The organism is Sorangium sp. So ce1014, from assembly GCF_051521505.1.
Lineage (GTDB): Bacteria > Myxococcota_A > Polyangia > Polyangiales > Polyangiaceae > Sorangium.
The window spans coordinates 1526947-1544648 of the sequence record NZ_CP150356.1; the positions used below are offsets into that span (position 1 = coordinate 1526947).

Sequence of the window (17702 nt, forward strand, 5' to 3'; positions counted from 1 at the left end):
CGCCGGCGCTCGCTCATCCATCCCGCGCGGCGCCTACCCGTGCGGCTGACCCCCGCTCCAGCCCGCCGGCCGCCAGCCGAGGACGCGCAGCGCGTTCTGCGAGAAGATCTTCACCGCGTCCTCGCGCGACATCCCGCGCTGCCGGAGCCGCGCGGCCAGCGCCGGCAGCGCCGACGCGTCGCCGAGCCCCCTCGGCGTGAGGATGCCGCCGTCGAAATCCGACCCGATCGCGACGTGATCGACGCCGGCCACGCGGACCATGTGGTCGATCTGCGCGAGCACGTCGTCGAGGTCCGCCTCGTTCGCGCCGCTCACGAAGGTCGCGTGGAAGTTGAGCCCCGCGACCCCGCCGCTCCGCCCGATGAGCCGCAGCTGCTCGTCGGTCAGGTTGCGCGGCTGGTTCGCCACCGCGCGCGCGTTCGAGTGGGTCGCGACGAGCGGCGCGCCGTGCGCGGCCGCGATCGGGGCGAGATCCGCGAACGCGGCGTCCGAGATGTGCGAGACGTCGATGAGCGCGCCCTGCGCGTAGACCCGCTCGCAGAACCGCTTGCCGAGCTCCGTCAGCCCGAACGCCACGCGCTCGCCGGTCGCCGACGACGAGAGCCGCGTGTTCTTCGCGTGGTTCGGGCTGATGAGCCGCACGCCGCGCGCGATGAAGCGGTCGATCTGCGCGATGTCCTCGGCGAACGCGCCGGCCCCCTCGATCGAGAGGAAGGTGCTGATCTTCCCGGGCTCGGCCCGCGCCGAGCCGAGCGGGAGGAGCACCGGGCTCGCTGCGATGATCGCCTCGATCGTCGCGAGGACCGCGCTGGCGTCCTCGATCCGCGGGCCCTCGGGCCGCACCCGGTCGGGCAGGTAGATCGGCAGCACGATGCCGAGATAGCTGCCGGCGACGAGCGCCTCGCTGCGGGCGTGGCCCTCGTCGAGGCGGCGGTCGCGCCCCTTGAAGTGGACCTGCCAGGGCACGTCGACGTGCAGATCGACGACCTGCACGGGCGGCTCGCGCGCGCCGCCTCCGGGCGGGTCGCCGCGCGTGGGCCGCGGCGCGCCGAGGACGAAGGCGGCGCACGTGACGACGAGCAGGGCGCGGGTGCGGCCTCCGGCGCTCATCCGCTCACCAGCACGCCCAGCGCGAAGCCGACGCCGAGGCACACGAGGCCGATGACCCCCACGAGCCACCAGGCCGCGCCCTCCCGGGCCGCGCTCTCGGCGGCGAGGGGGACCTCCACGACCCGCACATCGTAGTGGCCGCCCGTGAGCGTCGGCGTGCCCGTCGGCCGCTGCGCGCTGATGTGGGTCGGCCCGGGGGCCACCGGGAAGCTCGCCGTGGGCGCCACCGACGGGTTCTTCTGGGGCGGCGGCGTGGTCAGGTGCCGAGGCGGTATCGTCTCTGGCCTCGGCCCGACCGGCGGTAGGCTCGGCACCGGCTGCGGCGCGTGCAGCTGCGACGTCGGCTGCGGCTGCGGCGCGTACAGCTGCGACTGCGGCTGCGGCGCGTACAGCGGCGACTGCGCCTGCGGCGTGTGCAGCTGCGCCGGAGGCGGCAGCGACGGCAGGTGGTGCGGCGGCGGGAGCGACGCCTGCGGATCGGCAAAGGACCCGGGCGTCGCGACGCCCGTGCGGTGCGCGATGGCGCTCAGCGTCTGCGCCATCTCCTCGGCTGTCTGGAAGCGCCCGGTCAGGTCCTTGGAGAGGGCGCGCTGGAAGAAGAGGCCCCAGGCGAAGAGGTGCGGCGCGACCTGCTCGATCGGGCGCACCTCCTTGGCGAGCACGGCGGTGAGCCGCGCGAACTCGTTCTCGGCGGGGAACGGCTGCGTCCCCGTGAGCATCTCGTAGAAGATCACGCCGACGCTCCAGAGGTCGGTGCGCGCGTCGACGCCCTGCGCGTTCCTGATCTGCTCGGGGCTCATGTAGCCGGGGGTCCCGAGGAGCGTGCCGGCGCGCGTCTTGAGGCCCATGCCGCCGGCCGCGTCCATCACCTTCGCGATGCCGAAGTCGAGCACCTTCACGCGGAAGCCGCCGCGCGGGTCGCGCACGAGGAACAGGTTCTCCGGCTTCAGATCGCGGTGGATGACCTTGTGGCTGTGCGCCGCCATGAGCGCCTGGAGCACCTCGTGGATGATCGGCACGGCCTGCTGCGGCGGGAGCGGGTTGCCCGTGTCGATGTACGCGGCGAGCGGGACGCCCTGCAGGAGCTCCATGACGAGGTAGGGCGTGCCGTCCTCGGAGCGGGCCGCCTCGTAGACCGAGGCGATGTTCTGGTGGACGAACCCCTTCGTCGCCTCCGCCTCGGCGAAGAAGCGGTGGAGGACCTGCTCGTCCTCCGTGAACTCGGAGTGCAGCACCTTGATCGCGCGCTTGCCCTCGCCGCGCAGCCCATCGGCCTCGTAGACGGCGCCCATGCCCCCCTCGCCGAGGAGACGCACGAGCCGGAAGCGCCCGTTCAGCACGGCGCCCACGAGCTGATGGGAAGGGCTCGAGGGGTCGATCACGCGCGGACTCTACCAAAGCTTCCGCGCTGCCCGCTCGCCGAAACCTCGGCGCCGAGCCGGTGAGCAGGCCGCCGGCGCGCGATCGGCGCCGGCGCGCGTCAGGGCGCGGCGTTCGCCACGGCCGAGCGCGCCGCCGGGCTCGCGGGCAACGGCGTCCGCAGGGCCTCGCTCGGCTGATCGCCGGTGTAGAGGTGCTCGTAGACGGCGAAGCTCGCGAGCACGCGCTTCGTGTAGAGCCGCGTCTCCTCGTACGGGATGCGCTCGACCCACAGGTCGAAGCTCTGCGAGGGGCGCTCGGCGATCCACCGCTTGGGCGCGCCGCCGCCCGCGTTGTAGGCGGGGATCGCGAGCAGGGGGTTGTCCGAGAACTGGCCGCGCAGCACCGACAGGTAACGGCAGCCGAGCGCGACGTTGACCTCGGGCCGCTTCAGCGCCTCGACGCTCGACGGCAGCCCGAGCGGCTTGGCCATGCGCTTCGCGGTCGGCACGATGAGCTGCATCAGCCCGTACGCCTGTGCGTGCGAGGCCACCCTCGGGTCGAAGGCCGACTCCTCGCGCATGATGGCATAGGCGAGGCCCTCGGGGATCGCGCTTCGCTTCGTCTCGGCGGCGACGACGGCGGCGAACGGGCGCGGGTAGGCGAGCTCCCAGGCGCTGCGCCAGCGCCCGACCGGGTAGTGATCGACCCACTCGCCCGCGAGCTCGACGCGGCTGTCGCCCGCCGCCGGCGCCGCCATCGCCGTGCGCAGGATGCTGTATGACTGCGGCAGCGCGCCCGCGCGCGCGAGCAGGAAAGCCGAGGCCCACATCACCTCGCGCGGCGCCGTGCGGCTCCCGACGCCGAGCGCGTCGAGCTCGAGGCGCGCGAGCTTCGCCTCCCCCTGGCGCGCGAGCTCGACCGCGCGGGTGAACGCGGGGTGCGCGAACTGGGCGCTCCTGAGCTCGGTGTACGGCGCGCTCGCGTCGCGCTCGAGGGCCGCGGACAGGGCGCGCTGGGCGGCCGCGGGGTCGACGTCGGCGAGCCGGGCGTGGGAGAGCGCCATGTAGAACGAGAGCGGGTAATCGCGGATCACCTGCTCGAGCAGCGCCTTTCCCTTGTCGGGCGAGCCCGTCTCGATGTGGGCGCGCGCGAGGTAGTAGGGGAACCTGCCGGCGGCGTGGTACGCGCGCTCGTGGGGGAACCGCGCGAGCCCGAGCTCGAGCGGCCTGACCGCGCCCGCCCAGCTGTCGCGCTCCATCTCGAAGAGCGCGAGCTCGAACAGGCCGTCGGCGACCATGTCGCCCGACGGGTAGTCGTCGGGCATGGCGGTGAGCCGCTGGACGAACTGCGCCTGGTCGCCGAGCGCGAGCAGCGCGCGCGCCCCGAGGTAACGCGCGTCGTCCGCGAGCCGATGATCCGGGTACTCCTTCTCGAGCAGCGCGAAGCGCGCCGCCGACTCGGCGTGCCGATCGACGCGGAACGACGCGCGCGCGGCGTTGTAGAGCGTCTCGGGCCGCCTGGGGGCGGGGGCGCCCGCCCCTGCGGCCACGGCGGGGGCGCCCGCCCCTGCGGCCACGGCGGGGGCGCTCGCCCCTGCGGCGGCGGGCGCGGCCGGCCCGCAGCGCTCGATCGCCGTGCCGTAGATGTCGGCGGCCTCGGCCCGCCGCCGGAGGCGCCCGAGCGCCTCGCCGCGCGCGGCGAACGCGTCACAGGCGAAGGCCGAGGGGGCCTGCGCCTCGGGCAGGGCGATCAGCGCGTCGGTGACGGCGAGCGCTTCCTTGTCCTGGCGCGAGGTGAGCAGGGCGCGCGCGCGGGCGAGCAGGTCGGCGGGGCCCGGGTCGAGGAACGGCTTGCGCCGCGCGAACGGCAGCGTCGACAGGGCCTGGTCCAGGATCTCCTTCGCCTCCCCCGCGCCCGCGCCGCCCGGCGCCTGGTCGAGGATGCGCCGGGCGAGCCGGATCGCCTCCTCGGCGCGCTCCTGTCCCGGATGGCGGAGCAGCGCGCGGGCGAAGCGGAGCGCCTCGGGCACCCACGTCGACGCCGGCCAGCTCCGGGCGAGGTACGCTTGCCAGCGCGCGGACGCGCCCCCGATGTCGCCCTTCTCGGCGAGCGCGCCGGCGACGACGCGATCGAGATCGTCGGCGATCGCGACGTCCGAGGCGACGGCGCGCGCGCGCTCGAGCGCCGCGTCGGGCTGTCCCGCCCTGGCGAGGAGATCGGCCGCCGCGAACCGCGCGTAGTCGGCGAGCGGCCCGCCGGCTGCCGCCGCGGCGTCGTACTCCTTCGCGGCGCCCAGGGGGTCGCCCGCGAGCGCGCGCAGCCGCCCGAGCTGGTAGCGAAACGCCGCTGCGTCCTCGGGCGACAGGGGCGCGGAGAGCGCCTGGACCAGCGCGGCGACCGCGCTTCCGTACGCCTCCTGCCCGACGAGCTTCTGCACCGGCGCGAGCCGCGGGTCGTCCAGCACGAGGGTGAGGCGTTCGGGGTCGAACACCGGGGCCTCGCCCGGCGTGCCCGGGACGACGGGCCCCGGCGGCGCTGCGGGCGGCGGGGGCGTCTGCTGCGGGCAGAGCGGCGGGCAGGCCGGCGTCCCCCGCTGCGCGGGGGGCGCCCCGGCGCAGGAGGCGCCGAGCGCGGCGGTCAGCGCAAGCGCGGAGGCCAGCGCGAGCGCGGCCCCGGAGCGGGCATCCAGCCTGAACATGCCCGCACCATACCCCGGATCGGGCGGTCGCACAGCGATCGAGGGGAGCGGGCGCCGGCTACGAACGGCCGGGGCGCCGGCGCGCCCTCTTGTGAGCTGGCGCGCTGGCGTCTGGACGTGGTGTGAACCGTGCCGGGCAGGAACGCGGCTCTACTCCGCGTCGCAGGCGAGGTAGACCCGGATGGACTCGATCGTAGGATCGGGGAGCTTCACGCCGACCGGCATCCCCTCCGGTGTCCCGCCCAGCTTGATCGCCGCGAGGATCTCCTCCGCCTCGGCGCTGACGCTGGCGGGGTCGTCGACGTTGACCTCAGGGGGGGCGCCGCCGCGGCTCGGGCCCGACACCATCGTCCCATGACAGGCCACGCAGTTGTCCTGGAGCGCCTGGAGGCCCGCTGTCTGCTGCGCGCCGGAGTCGGGCGGACATTCGCCGAGCGTTCCCGTGGACGGCTCGTCCTTGGGGCCGGGGTCATCACCGCCGCAACCTGGGAGAGCGCCAATGGCGAAGGACGCAAGGCAGAAGAAGAGAATCGTACGAACGCGCATCAAAGCACCTCAGCAGCTTGTTATGGGGAAGGCGGGCGAGCCGGGGTCGAGCCTCCAGCCATGCAGGCCGGCCTGGCGCCGCGCGGGAATGGTGCCTGGCGCCGCGCACCGGGTCAACTAAGACGGGCGGGTTGGACGCGGGAAAGAGGTGATTCAAGTCGGTGCGCGGCGGGATCCGGCGCTCGCCGCGTCGCTCCGTGCGGCGACGCCCACCCGCCCCGGGGCCGGGGCGCTCGGCACCCTCCCCAAGCACGCCCGCGCGAAGCCGGCGTGACGCGGCGCAGAAGTCCGGCCCTCTCTCGCCGGACCTCCGGCGCGCGGAGCTAGCTCGCCGGCCGCCGCTCCAGGTGCGTCTTCATCGCCTTGAGATCCCCGTGCACGGCCTTCTTGAAGCTGCCGATGAACAGCCGCCCGAGCGTCTCCATGAACCACCCCATCCCGGCGATCTCGCCATCCATCCGGAGCAGCGTGCCGGCGCCCTGGGGCTCGAAGACGTAGCGAAAGCGGTATTCCCCGCGTCCCGTCGTCCCCTTCTGCCCGTCGATGAAGAGGTCCAGGCTCTTGCCGGGTTCTGCCGCCGTGACCTCGAACTGCTCGGTGGACTCCTTGCCGAACATCTTGCGGGTCTCACGCCACATCGCGCCCTCGCCGACGATGCTGCCCGTGAGCTTCTCCACCCGCACGAAGTTGGGCATCCAGTCGCCGAAGGAGTCGATGTCGGTCGCGAGCCGGAAGACGTCCTCGGGCGACGCATCGAATCGCTCTTCAATGGTGAACCGGAGCGGCATCTCGTTCTTCTCCTACGTTACCCCGCACACCGGGCCATCGTGCCGGAACCGCTCCATTCCCGTCAACGAGCCCGTCGAGCGCGCACCGCGGCCCCGACGCGGGCACCGCGCCGTCGTCCGCCGTCCGTCCGGGCGCCATCAGGCGGCCAGGACGACGACGACGGGGCCGCGGCTCAGCCCTTCTTGCCCGGCGGCAGCAGCCTGCCCCGCTCGCCGGTCGCCGCCTGCATCGGGCGGTGCAGCACGATCTTCCGTCCCGCCTCGCGCCCGTGCGCGTGCGCCGCCGTCCGCTGGTTGCCCGCGTGGCGCAGGTGCTGCACGTGCGGGTGGCGCGTCCGGTAGTAGCCGTCCAGGTCGGCGTCCCTCACCCAGATGAGCCCCTGCTCCGCGGACACCTTCCGCTCCGTGTTCAGCTTCTCGAGGAACCCGAGCATCACCCCGGCCTGGTAGGTCCGCCGGTCCTTGTTGCCCTTCACGCTCTGGGTCCGCTTGTGCTCTCTCCACAGCTGCTCGGCCGTGTGGTGCAGGAACGCGTGCACGTAGGCCGCCATCTCCAGGTTCGCCGGCGTCCCGCAGATCTCGAGGATGCTGCCCCGCTTGCCCTCGAGCGGCGCGTAGACAGGCACCCAGATCGCCTCGACGAAGAAGTGCTTCCCGAGGATGCCCCCGACGATGCGCTCGCTCTCGCCCACGCGCCCGCTCGGCGCGCCGAGGTGGCGGAAGCCGTAGAGCCGCGCGGCGCGCGCCTTCGCGACGTCGAGGTTGTACTTCAGCATCAGCCGCTGCGCGGCGCTCATCGCCGCCTGCGCCTCGTTCGCGTTCGGGCTGTCGGCGAGCGCGAGCAGCCGCGCGATGCGGTCGAGGATCCGGGCGTCCGCGCTCGCGCCCTCCACGTTCCCGTCGCCGCGCGGCGCCCCGCCGGGCTCCGCCGGCGAGGGCCCGACCGACGGCATCCCGGCCGCCATCGCGTCGATGCCGAGGCGCTCGCACACCTCGCGGAACGCCGGCCCGTGCGCCGCCTCGTCCGCGACGCCCAGCACCTCGTGCACGTACTGGTGCGCCATCTCGTGCTTGAGCACCTCGACCACGACGCCCCACGGCTGCGTGAGGACGAGCGGCCGCGAGATCTCGATCGCGCGCGCCTCCGAGATCCAGCGCCCGAGCCGGCTCGCGGCGTCGGAGAGCTCGATCGACGCCGAGCGCAGCTTCCGCCGGAAATGCGTGTAGTTGAGGCTCTGGTAGGCCGCCATCAGCTCGCGCACGAGCGCCGCCTCCAGCTCGGCGCTGAGCCGCGCCGCCGTCTCGCGCGGCGGCTCGGGCGCCGGCGCGCCGGGGGACGGCAGCGGCTCGGGCTGCGCGGCGGCTGCGGTGGAGGAGGATTCGTCCGGCGGCGCGCCGGCCCCTGGGGCCTGTTGAGCGCCGCGCAACCCGTTCAGGAAGAGCTGCTCCGCCATGTCGGACGCCACTCATGGCACGCCTCGGGCGGCTGTCGAAGGGTTTTCTCCGTCCGGGAGGTCCCGTCCGGCGGCCCATCCGGCCGGCCGGGCCGGTCATCGCGCCGTCACCGACCCGCCTCAGAAACGTTCCCGATACGCCACGTCCTCGCTACACTCGCGCCCCTCCCGTGCTCCGTTTCAAGGCATTGAACGATCCCCGGGCGGCCGACGCCGACGCCGGCAGCCGCTCGTCCCGCGGTCTCGCCCGCGATCTCGGCCCGGACCGCGCCGCGGCGCGTGCGCGGCTGCGCGCGCTCGCCCGCGTCCGGCGCCGCTATGGACGCCTGTTCCTCGCGCTCCCGTTGCTCCTCGTGGTGCTCGCGGACCTCCGCATCCGCGGAGATCGCCTGCTCGATCTGAGCGGCAAGCACGCGGCGAGCTACCTCGGCGCGATGGTCGAGAGCGCCGCGCTCTGGGGGCTCCTGCTCTTCGCGGCCTCGTCGCGGCGGGGCGCGTCGCGGTGGATCGCGGCGCTGCTCTTCGTGACGCTCGCGACGCTCTCGCTCGGCGGCCAGCTCTACTTCCACCGCCAGTACGCCACGTACCTCAACCTCGACGCCACGCTCTTCGGGACCTCGCTGTCGTCGAGCCTCTTCGGCCAGCTCCGGGCCGACGGGGAGAACTTCCTCCACTCGGTCCTCCCGCCGCTCGTGCTCGCCGTCGCGCTCGTCTGGCTCGGCCGGCGGATCGTGCGCCCCGGCCGCACGGCGGGGGCCCGCGCCGCCCGCCTCGCCGCGCCGGCGGCCGTGGTGGCCGCGTTCGTGCTGCCGTGCTCCTACCGCACGGTGCAGGCGTCCACGCCCGACGTCATCTACTTCCACGCGATCGGCGGCCTCCTCAAGGAGCTCGCCGGTGTCCAGACCACCGCGCAGGTGCGCCCCGGGCTCCGCACGCCGCCCGCGCTGCCGCGGCTGATCCCGGAGCCCGGCCCGCGGCGCAACGTGCTCTTCATCCTGACCGAGAGCGTGCGCGCCGACGCCACCTGCTCGGCGCCTGCGCCCGCCGGCGACGGCGCGGCGCCTGCCGGCGGCGGCGCGGGGTCCGCCGCGTGCCCCGGTACGCCGCGCATCGACGCGGCGGCGCCCGGCCGGCTGCCGCTCCTGCAGATGCGCTCGAACGCCTCGACGACGGCGATCGGGCTCGCGGTGCTCTGGTCCGGCCTCCAGCCGATCGCGACGCGCGAGGAGCTCCACACGGCGCCGCTCGTCTTCGACTACGCGGACGCCGCCGGCTTCGACAGCGCCTACTGGACGAGCCACCACATGATGTTCGCCAACTCGCGCCTCTACGTGCAGGACCTGCCGGTCTCGCACCAGTGCGGCGCGACCGAGCTCGATCCGCTGGCCGACATCGATCTCGGGGCCGACGACCGGCTGCTCTCGGCGCACGCGCGGTCCGAGCTGCTCTCGCTGCGCGAGCCGTTCCTCGCGGTCGCCCACTTCGGGAACACCCACGTCCCCTACCTTGTCGACCCGGAGGACGCGCCGTTCCAGCCTGCCCTCGAGAGCAAGGCGCCGGACGACAACGAGGCATACCGCAACTTCTACAGGAACGCGGTCTACCGGCAGGACGCGGCGATCGCCGAGCTCATCCGCTTCGTCCGGAGCTCTCCGGTCGGCGAGCGCACGGTGATCGTCTTCACCTCGGACCACGGCGAGGCGTTCCGCGAGCACGGCCAGCTCGGCCACACGGGCTCGATCCTCGAGGAGGAGATCCGGGTGCCCGGCTGGATCGACGCGCCGCCGGGCACCCTGACGGCCGCGGAGGAGGCCGGGCTGCGCGCGGCCCGGGACGAGCCCGTGTTCCACACGGACGTGGCGCCGACGCTGCTCGACCTGATGGGCCTGTGGGAGGAGCCTGCGCTCGCGGCGTACCGGGCCGAGATGGTCGGGCACAGCCTGCTCCGGCCGTCGCCGGGGCCGGCGGCGCTGGCGCTCACGAACTGCACCGGGATCTGGGGCTGCGCGTTCAAGAACTGGGGGATGATGCGCGGCCACATGAAGCTCGAATCCCGCGCCTGGGACACCGCCTGGCACTGCTACGACGTGCTCGCCGACCCCCGCGAGCAGCGCGACCTCGGGCCCGCCGCCTGCGGCGACCTGCCCCGGCTCGCCGACGCGATCTACGGCGGTCCCGCCGGCAGCGTCGACGTCCCGGTCCACCTCCGCGACCTCGCGGCGGGGCCTCGCCGCGACTGATCCGGATGGCGCCGGATCTCGATCGAGAGGGCGCCGCGCCCGGCGCGCCGCCCGCGTCCCCCGCCGCCCGCCCGCGCGCCGCGCGCCGGGCCGCGCGCCGCCGGCGCCGCTGGATCGGCCTCGCCCTCCTCGCGTCGCCGGCGCTCTGGTTCCTCGTCGCCGACGTGCTGCGGCGGGGCCGCCACATGACCACGTTCGACCGGCTGCACGCGGCGGGATACGCCGCGACCGTGGTCGTGTCGCTGGGGTTCTGGGGCGTCCTGCTCTACGTCGCCTCGGGCCGCCGCGGCGCGATGCGTGGCGTGACGGGCGCCCTGTTCGTGGCGCTCTTCACGCTCGCGTGCGGCGTGCAGGGCGGCTTTCACGCCCTCTACAACATCTACTGCTCGATCGACTCGCAGATCCACTCCCAGTCGATCCCCTGGTCGATCGTGGGCACGCTCCCGCTCGGGCACCCTCGCGTGTTCGCCCACCTCGCCGTCGCGCTCGGGCTCGCCCTTGGGGCGCTCCGGCTCGCCCGCCGGTTCGTGCGCCCGCGGCGGCTCCGGCGGCGCGTCGCCGCGGTGCTCGTGCCGCTCGCGCTGGCCGCCGTGACGAGGATCCCGGTGAGCTACCGGGTGATCCAGTCGTCGTCGGCCGACATGATCTACTTCCATGGCGTCACCGCCGTGGTCAAAGAGCACCTCGGCATCACCGACGACTCGTCGGATCTGCGGGTGCAGCGCCGCGACCCGGAGCGCGTGCCGCGGCTCGCCGCGCGGCCCGCGCGGCCGCGGAACGTCGTGCTCATTCTCCAGGAGAGCCAGCGGGCGGACGTGACGTGCGTCGAGCACGACCCGGACTGCGAGCTCGCGACGCCGTTCTCCAACGCCGCCGCGCCGGGCCGCATGCCGCTCTTGCAGATGCGGGCCCACGACTCGACGACGGCCATCTCCATCTCGAACCTCTGGTCCGGCGTCTCGCCGACGGAGAGCCACGCGGTGCTCAGCTCCGCCCCGCTGCTCTGGGATTACGCCCACGCGGCCGGGTGGGACACGGCGTACTGGACGAGCCAGAACCTCATGTTCGGGAACGCCCGGCTCTACGTGCAGGACATCCCGGTCTCGCACCGGGTTGTCGCGACCCAGCTCGATCCGGGCGCCGACCTCGATTACGGCGCCTACGACCGGCAGCTCACGGATCGCGTGATCGAGGAGTGGGGCGAGCTCGTCGAGCCGTTCTTCGCGGTCGTGCATTACTCGAACATCCATTTCCCGTACGTGAGCGATCCGCTCCATTCGCCGTTCCAGCCCAGCGAGCTGAGCAAGGCGCCGGACAAGAACGAGCATTTCAAGAACTTCTATCGCAACGTCGTTTACCTGTCGGACATGGCGGTCGGCCGGCTCATCGAGCACATCCGCGGGACGCCGAGCGGCGAGCGTACGGTCCTCGTGTACACGTCGGATCATGGCGAGTCGTTCCGGGAGCACTGGCAGCTTGGCCACACGAGCTCGCTGTGGGACGAGGAGATCCTCGTCCCCACGTGGATCGACGCCCCGGAGGGGACGCTCTCCCCGGAGGAGCGGGCGAGCCTCGCGGGCGCGAGGGACGAGTTCGTGTGGCACCTCGATCTGGCGCCGACGTTCCTCGATCTGATGGGCCTCTGGGACGAGCCGCGGCTCGCGCCGTTCCGCGGTCGGATGATGGGGCACCCGCTGACGCGACCGGAGCGCACGGTGGCGCCGGTGCCGCTCACGAACTGCACGTGGGTGTGGGGGTGTTCCTTCCGCAACTGGGGGATGATGCAGGGGCCGCTGAAGATCGAGGCGCGCGAGTGGGACGGCGAGTTCCACTGCTTCAACGTGCTGGAGGATCCGCTGGAGCTGACCAACCTGGGAGAGCAGGCGTGCGCGCCGCTGCCCGACCTCGGGCGGGCGCTCTTTCACGAGATGCCGAACGTGACGCCGCCCGGGAGGCCGAAGGTCGACTGGGGCGGGTGAGTTGTCCGGGTCGACCTTGGATCGAGTAGCCTTCGGTCCCACCGTGATGCTCCGCTCCCTGGGTCTCTCCGTGCTCGTTCTCGCCGGATGCAACGCGATCTCGGGCGTCGACGGCCTCACCTTCGACAGCGGAGGCGCGGGGGGGCGAGGCGGCGAGGCCTCCGGCGGCGGCGCGTCCGGCAGCGGCGGCGCGTCCGGCGGCGGCGGCGCGTCCGGCGGCGGCGGCGCGTCCGGCGGCGGTGGGGGGGCGGCGTGCGAGGGGGAGTCCTGCCCGGCGCCGACGGGGGTCGTCCTCGAGGAGCAGACCTTCACCGAGGTGCGCGGCGATGCGACGACGGGCAACGTGTTCATGGACGCGTGCCCTGAGGGACAGGTGATCGTCGGCGCTCAGGGGCAGATCGACGACGATGGTGATGCGTCCATCCATGGCCAGATCCAGGCGCAGTGTGGTTATTTGAACCTCGCCGGGACCGGCCCAACCACCCTCACCACGACACCCGGCGACCTCACCCCGAACCGGGGGGGCTATGGCTCGGTCCCCTGGACGAGGATGTGCCCGGAGAACCAGGTGGTGGTGGGCTTCAGCGGCCGGGTGGGCGATTTCGTGGACCGCCTCGTCCTCGATTGCGCGCCGCTCCTCGTGGAGGGGGAGCCTTCCGCTCTCCGCGTCGAGGTGGGACCCGTCTCCTCGTCGGAGGGGGTCGGCGGCCTCGGCGGCGACGCCTTCCCGGACACCCGCTGCGGTGAGCACGAGGTCGCGAACCTGATTCACGTCAGGGAGGACGGAGCCGTCAGCGCCATCGGCCTCGGCTGCACGACGGTCTCGCTCGCGTACTGACCCGCTTCCGGAAGGCGAAGCGGCGGCTCGCGCCGGGCGCCTTCAGGCTCTCGTGGGCGCGCGAGCCGCTCCACCGCCGGTCCGAGGGGAGGGCGGAGGCCCCGCTCCGGTGGGGCGCGGGAGGCCGCCGCGGTCACATGTCGCGGAGATCGAGCGAGCCGATGTAGTCGGCCTTGCCGACGTCGAGCCCGTTGTGCCGCAGGATCGAGTACGCGGTGGTGGCGTGGAAGTAGAAGTTGGGCAGCGCGAACTGGAACACGAAGTCCGCGGCCTTCATGCCCTTGCCCGGCAGGAAGAAGAGGGGGATGTTGCGGTCCTCTGCGCCCTGGAGCTGCTCCGGCCTCAGCGCCTTCACCTGCTCGAGCGCCTTGCCGATGCGCGCGCGCAGCTCGGCGATCGTCTCGTCGCCCGTCTCGGGCTTCGGCGGCTCCCCGCCGGTGAGGAGCGCGCTCAGCCTCGGGGGCCAGGCGATGACGTTCTGGATCTGACGCCGGAAGTCCCACTGATCGGGCGCGAGGCGCGCGGTGAGGAGCACCTCCGGATCGAACTTCTTCTGCTGCGCGTAGGCCTCTGCCTTGTCGAGCCAGACCAGCACCTGGCCGAGCATACGAGCCATCTGGGGGAACGAGCTGTCGTAAAGGCTCATGATCTTCTCCTCGTCGGCGGTAACAGCCGGCGCGGCTCGTCCACCCGCGGCCTCCGCGCGTCAACCCCGCGCGCCCGCCCCCGTTCACGGCGCGATGACCTGAAGCGGCGGTCGAATGTGGGTATAAACTATTGAAATTATTGATAAAATTACATCGACGCGACCTCCTGCCCGGAGGCGCTATGCTCGACGCGTGTCCACCGCTGCGCAGAAGCCACACCCTGCCACCGTGCCGGATCTCCTGGCGATCCCCGAGGAGCAGCGCTTCCACGAGATCGTCGACGGCGAGCTCATGCAGAGGGCCGCGCCCTCGTTCGAGCACGGCGATGCGCAGTCCGCCATCGTCGCGCACGTGAAGATCCCCTTCCAGCGGCGCCCCGGCGGCCGCTGGCCCGGAGGATGGTGGTTCGCGACCGAGGTCGAGGTCGAGCTCGCGCCGGAGCAGGTGGTCCGGCCTGACGTCGTCGGCTGGCGTCGCGAGCGCGCGCCGGAGCGCCCCAGCGGGAGCCCTGTCCGGATGCGGCCCGACTGGGTCTGCGAGGTGCTCTCCCCGGACAACGCGCGAAACGACACGGTCAAGAAGATGCGTGTCTACCAGCGCTGTCAGCTGCCCCATTGCTGGATCGTCGATCCCAGGGAGGAGACGATGACCGTGTACCGGTGGACCCCCGAGGGATACCTCGTGGCGCTCCGCGCCGAGCGGGGCGAGCGCGTCCGGGCCGAGCCGTTCGATGCGATCGAGCTCCAGGTCGGCGTGCTCTTCGGGGACGAGCGCGAGGACGAGTGACGACTCAGGCGGAGCCCCGGGCGGCCGTGCGGCACGCCGGGGCTCCGCGGAGCGCCCGGGAGGCGCTCAGTCGATCCGCTTGAACTCGCCCGTCGCGCCGGCGGTCCACATCTGCGGAGGCATCCCCGGGATATCGGAGGTGCGGATGTAGATCAGCCGGATGTCCTTCCCCTCCAGCTCGGCGAGGAGCGCCGGGTCCAGGCCGGGCTCGAGGCGGGGCTCGAAGACGAAATCCTCCGAGAAGTTGTGGTGCGCCGGGTGGTACGTCTGCGCGTTGTAGCCCTTCAGCACGATCGGGCTGCTCGTCAGCCCCTCGATGCGTGTCTCCACCCACTTGTGGAGCGGCGCTGTGTATCCCGCGGTCGGGCCCTTGGGGTAAGGCGGCCAGTAGAACGACGTCTCCACGACCACGCCGGACTCCGACGACAGCGAGCGCTCCTGGAGCAGCGTGCCCTCGACGGGGGGACCTTCCGGGGGGCAGGCGTCGAGATGCACCGTCTCCGACGAGACGCTGAGCGGCGTGCCGTCCCAGTCGAGCGACGGCACGGGCGTGGCGTAGTCGGCGCGGAACATGAGCTGGAAATCGCGCAGCGCGACGAGCGGACCCACCGACGGCGGCAGCAGCTCGGACACGGGTGAGGCGGCGAGCGCGTAGGTGACCGCCGAGGCCCCGGCGCCGTCCACGAACGCGTCCGTGACCGTCTGGTCGGCGTACGCGTGCGACGCGGCCGGCCACGCCGCGGGGCTCCCGGACAGCGTCGCCGCCGATCCACCGGAGAGGTAGTCGAGGGTCGCGTCCTCGAAGAGGGTGCCGGCGAGCGCCTCCGGCGTGAGGAACGCGCTCTTCGCCGAGAGGCGCGCGCGCACCTTGAGCCGGTGGTTCGCGAACACGTTGCCGACCTCGCCCTGGAAGGTGCAGAGCTCCCGCGGCTCGGCGAGCAGGAACGGCGTGAGGCTCGGCGTCGTGCTCGGGAGCGAGACCTCGCGCACCTGCTTCACGACGAGCTCCCCGGGCTTCATCTTCTTGAACTCGTAATCGAGCAGGAACGTCGTCTTGCTCGGGTGCGCCTCCCGGAACCTCTCCTCGACACGGCCGAGCAGCGCGGTGAGCGCGCGGTAGTCGTCCTCCCACTGCATCACGTGGCTACCGAGCGGGACGAGCGTCGAGCCGGCGCGGAGCTGGACGTAGGTCTCGCCCTCGAGGCCGCTCACGGTGACGACCTCCGGCAGCGTTCCCCCTTCCGGGTTGGTGACGGACGTCGCCCCGAGCTGCGTCACGATCTTGATCTCGTCCGAGGGAGGGACGCCCCGCGACAGCGTGGCCACGCCGTTCGCCATCTCGTTCTCGTCAGGATAGGAGTAGTGGACGAGGACGCCCATCCCCACCTGGTCCTCGTTCACACCATAGAGGAGCCGGGCGAGGAAGGCGTTGTCGTTGTAGAAGCTCGCATACACCTTGCGGATCGCGCGGAACACGCCCCGCTCCGCGTCCTCGCCGGCGTCGCAGAGGCTCGGCCCCGCGTCGTCGGCGTCCTGGTCGTCGGCCAGGCAGCCGCTGTAGCTGTCGTAGAGGCCCGCGCCCGTGAAGACGGCGCTGTCCTCCACGTTGGTCGAGCTGCGGAACCGGATCTTCCTCGTGGGCGTGAAGTCCGCGATCGCCGCCTCGACCGCCTGCCGCTGCCCCGCGGAGAAGGCCGTCTCCTTGGTGATCCGCTCGCGGATCGCCGCGAGATCGGCCTTGAGCGCCTGCATGTCGGGCGGGTAGCTGTAGCCGCCGAGGCGCTCCGCGATCTCGGCGCGCAGCGTGCTGCCGCCGGGCATGACCTGGTCGAGGAAATCGTCCCAGAGATCGAACGACAGCGCGACCGCGACATCGGAGCTCTCCGGGATGGCGTCCCGCAGCAGGCCGTAGTTCGCGGCCTTGCCCCCGAAGTGGACGACCTCCGCGGGGCCGAGATCCTCGGTCGATCCCGCATAGGCGCCGAGCGGCTCCTTGGGCTGGATCCCGAGATCGCCGGGCCGCTTCAGCGAGAGGAGCTGATCTCTGTCGGCCGGCGCCATCCCTTCGGCGTCGAAGAGCGCGGCGCGGCACACGACCCCCCACTCCAGCGAGGCCCGCAGCGCGACCTCCTGGCCGTCGAGCGCCTTCGCCTGCTCCGCGGCGGCCGGGTCGCCGACGTACACGAACGGGATGCCGAAGGACGTCGCCAGCAGGGCGGTGTGCGCGTTCGGGGTCGAGGGCGACAGCGAGATGATGCCCGCCACATAAGGCACCTCCGCAGGGATGGAGTCGGTGAGGAGGATGTCCTCGGGCCGGAGATCGCCGCTCGCGTAGGCGGCGTCGATCATGTCCGGGGGGACATAGCGGAGCCGGCCCACCGCCCAGCCCGTCGAGTAGCACGCGTCGCCGAGCAGCCACCTGTCGACCGAGCTCACGGGGAACCCGCTCTCGGCGAAGAACGCGCTGTTCGCCGCGGCCGACTCGGCCTGCTCGTGGGTCGGGAAATAGAAGGAGACGGGCGGCGCTCCGTCGGGGGCGACGATGCTGTCCTTCACGAGCTCCAGGACGACGCGCGCCATCTCGGGATCGTAGGCGTCCTGCCGGACCAGCTGGATGCCGTACTCCGGCTCGGTGGCCGCAAACGGGGAGATGAGCACCGCGCCGAGGATGGCCTGCTGTCCCTCCTCGTGGAGCGAGACCTTGTCGTACTCGTCGCGCGACATGCCGAAGAACGGGTCGAGCCGCGCGGTGGCGAACTCGCCGTGGAACGGGAACTCGTTGCTGTTCTGGTAGTAGACCTTGGTGGGGTCGTGCATCAGCACGGTGAACTTCACCCAGGCCGGCCCGTCGTACGTCGAGTACGCCGCGAAGGGGTCGAAGGGGAAGTCGAGCTGATTCTTCCAGTCCGCGGACGGGGTGATCTCGATCGGGTAGGTGTCGACGGGCCATTCGTAGCCGCCGCCGCCTCCTCCTTCGCCGCCGTCACCCCCACCTTCGCCGCCGGTACCCCCGGCTCCGCCGGTGGCACCCCCGCCGCCCGCGCCCCCACCTCCCGCGCCGCCGCTGCCCGCGGGGTCCCCCGCCGAGCCGTTGCCGCACGCGGCGAGCGTCCCTGCGCCCAGCAGCGCGAGCGCGAGGCAAGCCAGTCGACCGATTCGTTGAAACCTCATGGGCATTACCGCGCTACAAGCGCCGTGCCATCGGCCCGCCAGGCGCGCCTGAGCGCTGCGCGGCGGGGCGTTCGTGTCGCGAG

The 17702-nt window shown here is 72.8% G+C and carries 13 protein-coding genes; 5 read left to right on the plus strand and 8 right to left on the minus strand.

Annotated elements, in window-relative coordinates; translation table 11 throughout:
• Window positions 1–33: 33 nt before the first annotated feature.
• From WME75_RS05765 to WME75_RS05780, 4 genes are all read right to left on the minus strand, one after another.
• The gene (locus tag WME75_RS05765; protein WP_437487098.1) at window positions 34–1110 is read right to left on the minus strand and encodes a dipeptidase; all 1077 of its coding nucleotides are present in this window, start codon (window positions 1108–1110) and stop codon (window positions 34–36) included.
• Entirely contained in the window at window positions 1107–2492 is a 1386-nt protein-coding gene (locus WME75_RS05770) for a protein kinase domain-containing protein (RefSeq protein WP_437487099.1), read from the minus strand. Before WME75_RS05770 ends, WME75_RS05765 begins: the two co-directional genes overlap by 4 nt.
• A 98-nt stretch (window positions 2493–2590) precedes the next feature.
• Window positions 2591–5170: a transglycosylase SLT domain-containing protein gene (locus tag WME75_RS05775; RefSeq protein WP_437487100.1), complete on the minus strand. Its 2580-nt coding sequence runs from the start codon at window positions 5168–5170 to the stop codon at window positions 2591–2593.
• 150 nt (window positions 5171–5320) lie between these two features.
• On the minus strand, window positions 5321–5716 hold the full coding sequence (locus tag WME75_RS05780; RefSeq protein WP_437487101.1) for a c-type cytochrome: 396 nt from the start codon (window positions 5714–5716) through the stop codon (window positions 5321–5323).
• A gap of 148 nt (window positions 5717–5864) precedes the next feature.
• On the opposite strand from WME75_RS05780, the gene WME75_RS05785 reads away from it, so the two are divergent.
• The gene (locus WME75_RS05785) at window positions 5865–5990 is read left to right on the plus strand and encodes a hypothetical protein (protein WP_437487102.1); all 126 of its coding nucleotides are present in this window, start codon (window positions 5865–5867) and stop codon (window positions 5988–5990) included.
• A 49-nt stretch (window positions 5991–6039) separates the two neighbouring features.
• On the opposite strand, the gene WME75_RS05790 is transcribed toward WME75_RS05785, so the two are convergent.
• Both WME75_RS05790 and WME75_RS05795 read right to left on the minus strand, forming a co-directional pair.
• Window positions 6040–6504 (minus strand): SRPBCC family protein, encoded by a 465-nt coding sequence (locus WME75_RS05790; protein ID WP_437487103.1) that lies wholly within the window; start codon window positions 6502–6504, stop codon window positions 6040–6042.
• A 173-nt stretch (window positions 6505–6677) separates the two neighbouring features.
• Complete coding sequence (locus tag WME75_RS05795) at window positions 6678–7958, minus strand: SprT-like domain-containing protein (RefSeq protein WP_437487104.1); 1281 nt, start codon at window positions 7956–7958, stop codon at window positions 6678–6680.
• 170 nt (window positions 7959–8128) lie between these two features.
• On the opposite strand from WME75_RS05795, the gene WME75_RS05800 reads away from it, so the two are divergent.
• Genes WME75_RS05800 through WME75_RS05810 form a run of 3 tightly spaced genes read left to right on the plus strand, consistent with a single transcriptional unit; the run spans window position 8129 to window position 13015 of the window.
• On the plus strand, window positions 8129–10198 hold the full coding sequence (locus WME75_RS05800; protein ID WP_437487105.1) for a sulfatase-like hydrolase/transferase: 2070 nt from the start codon (window positions 8129–8131) through the stop codon (window positions 10196–10198).
• A 5-nt stretch (window positions 10199–10203) separates the two neighbouring features.
• Window positions 10204–12177, plus strand: coding sequence for a sulfatase-like hydrolase/transferase (locus WME75_RS05805; protein ID WP_437487106.1), 1974 nt, complete (start codon window positions 10204–10206; stop codon window positions 12175–12177).
• Window positions 12178–12220: 43 nt separating this feature from the next.
• Complete coding sequence (locus WME75_RS05810) at window positions 12221–13015, plus strand: hypothetical protein (protein ID WP_437487107.1); 795 nt, start codon at window positions 12221–12223, stop codon at window positions 13013–13015.
• A 133-nt stretch (window positions 13016–13148) separates the two neighbouring features.
• Here WME75_RS05810 and WME75_RS05815 read toward each other — a convergent pair whose 3' ends face one another.
• Complete coding sequence (locus WME75_RS05815) at window positions 13149–13661, minus strand: DUF1993 domain-containing protein (RefSeq protein ID WP_437487108.1); 513 nt, start codon at window positions 13659–13661, stop codon at window positions 13149–13151.
• Window positions 13662–13854: 193 nt separating this feature from the next.
• Between WME75_RS05815 and WME75_RS05820 the strand changes: the two genes are divergently transcribed.
• A complete protein-coding gene (locus WME75_RS05820; RefSeq protein ID WP_437487109.1) occupies window positions 13855–14448 on the plus strand; it encodes a Uma2 family endonuclease in 594 nt (197 codons plus the stop codon).
• Between the two features lie 66 nt (window positions 14449–14514).
• On the opposite strand, the gene WME75_RS05825 is transcribed toward WME75_RS05820, so the two are convergent.
• Window positions 14515–17619, minus strand: a complete 3105-nt coding sequence (locus tag WME75_RS05825; protein ID WP_437487110.1) for a PEP/pyruvate-binding domain-containing protein — start codon at window positions 17617–17619, stop codon at window positions 14515–14517.
• Between the last annotated feature and the right edge of the window lie 83 nt (window positions 17620–17702).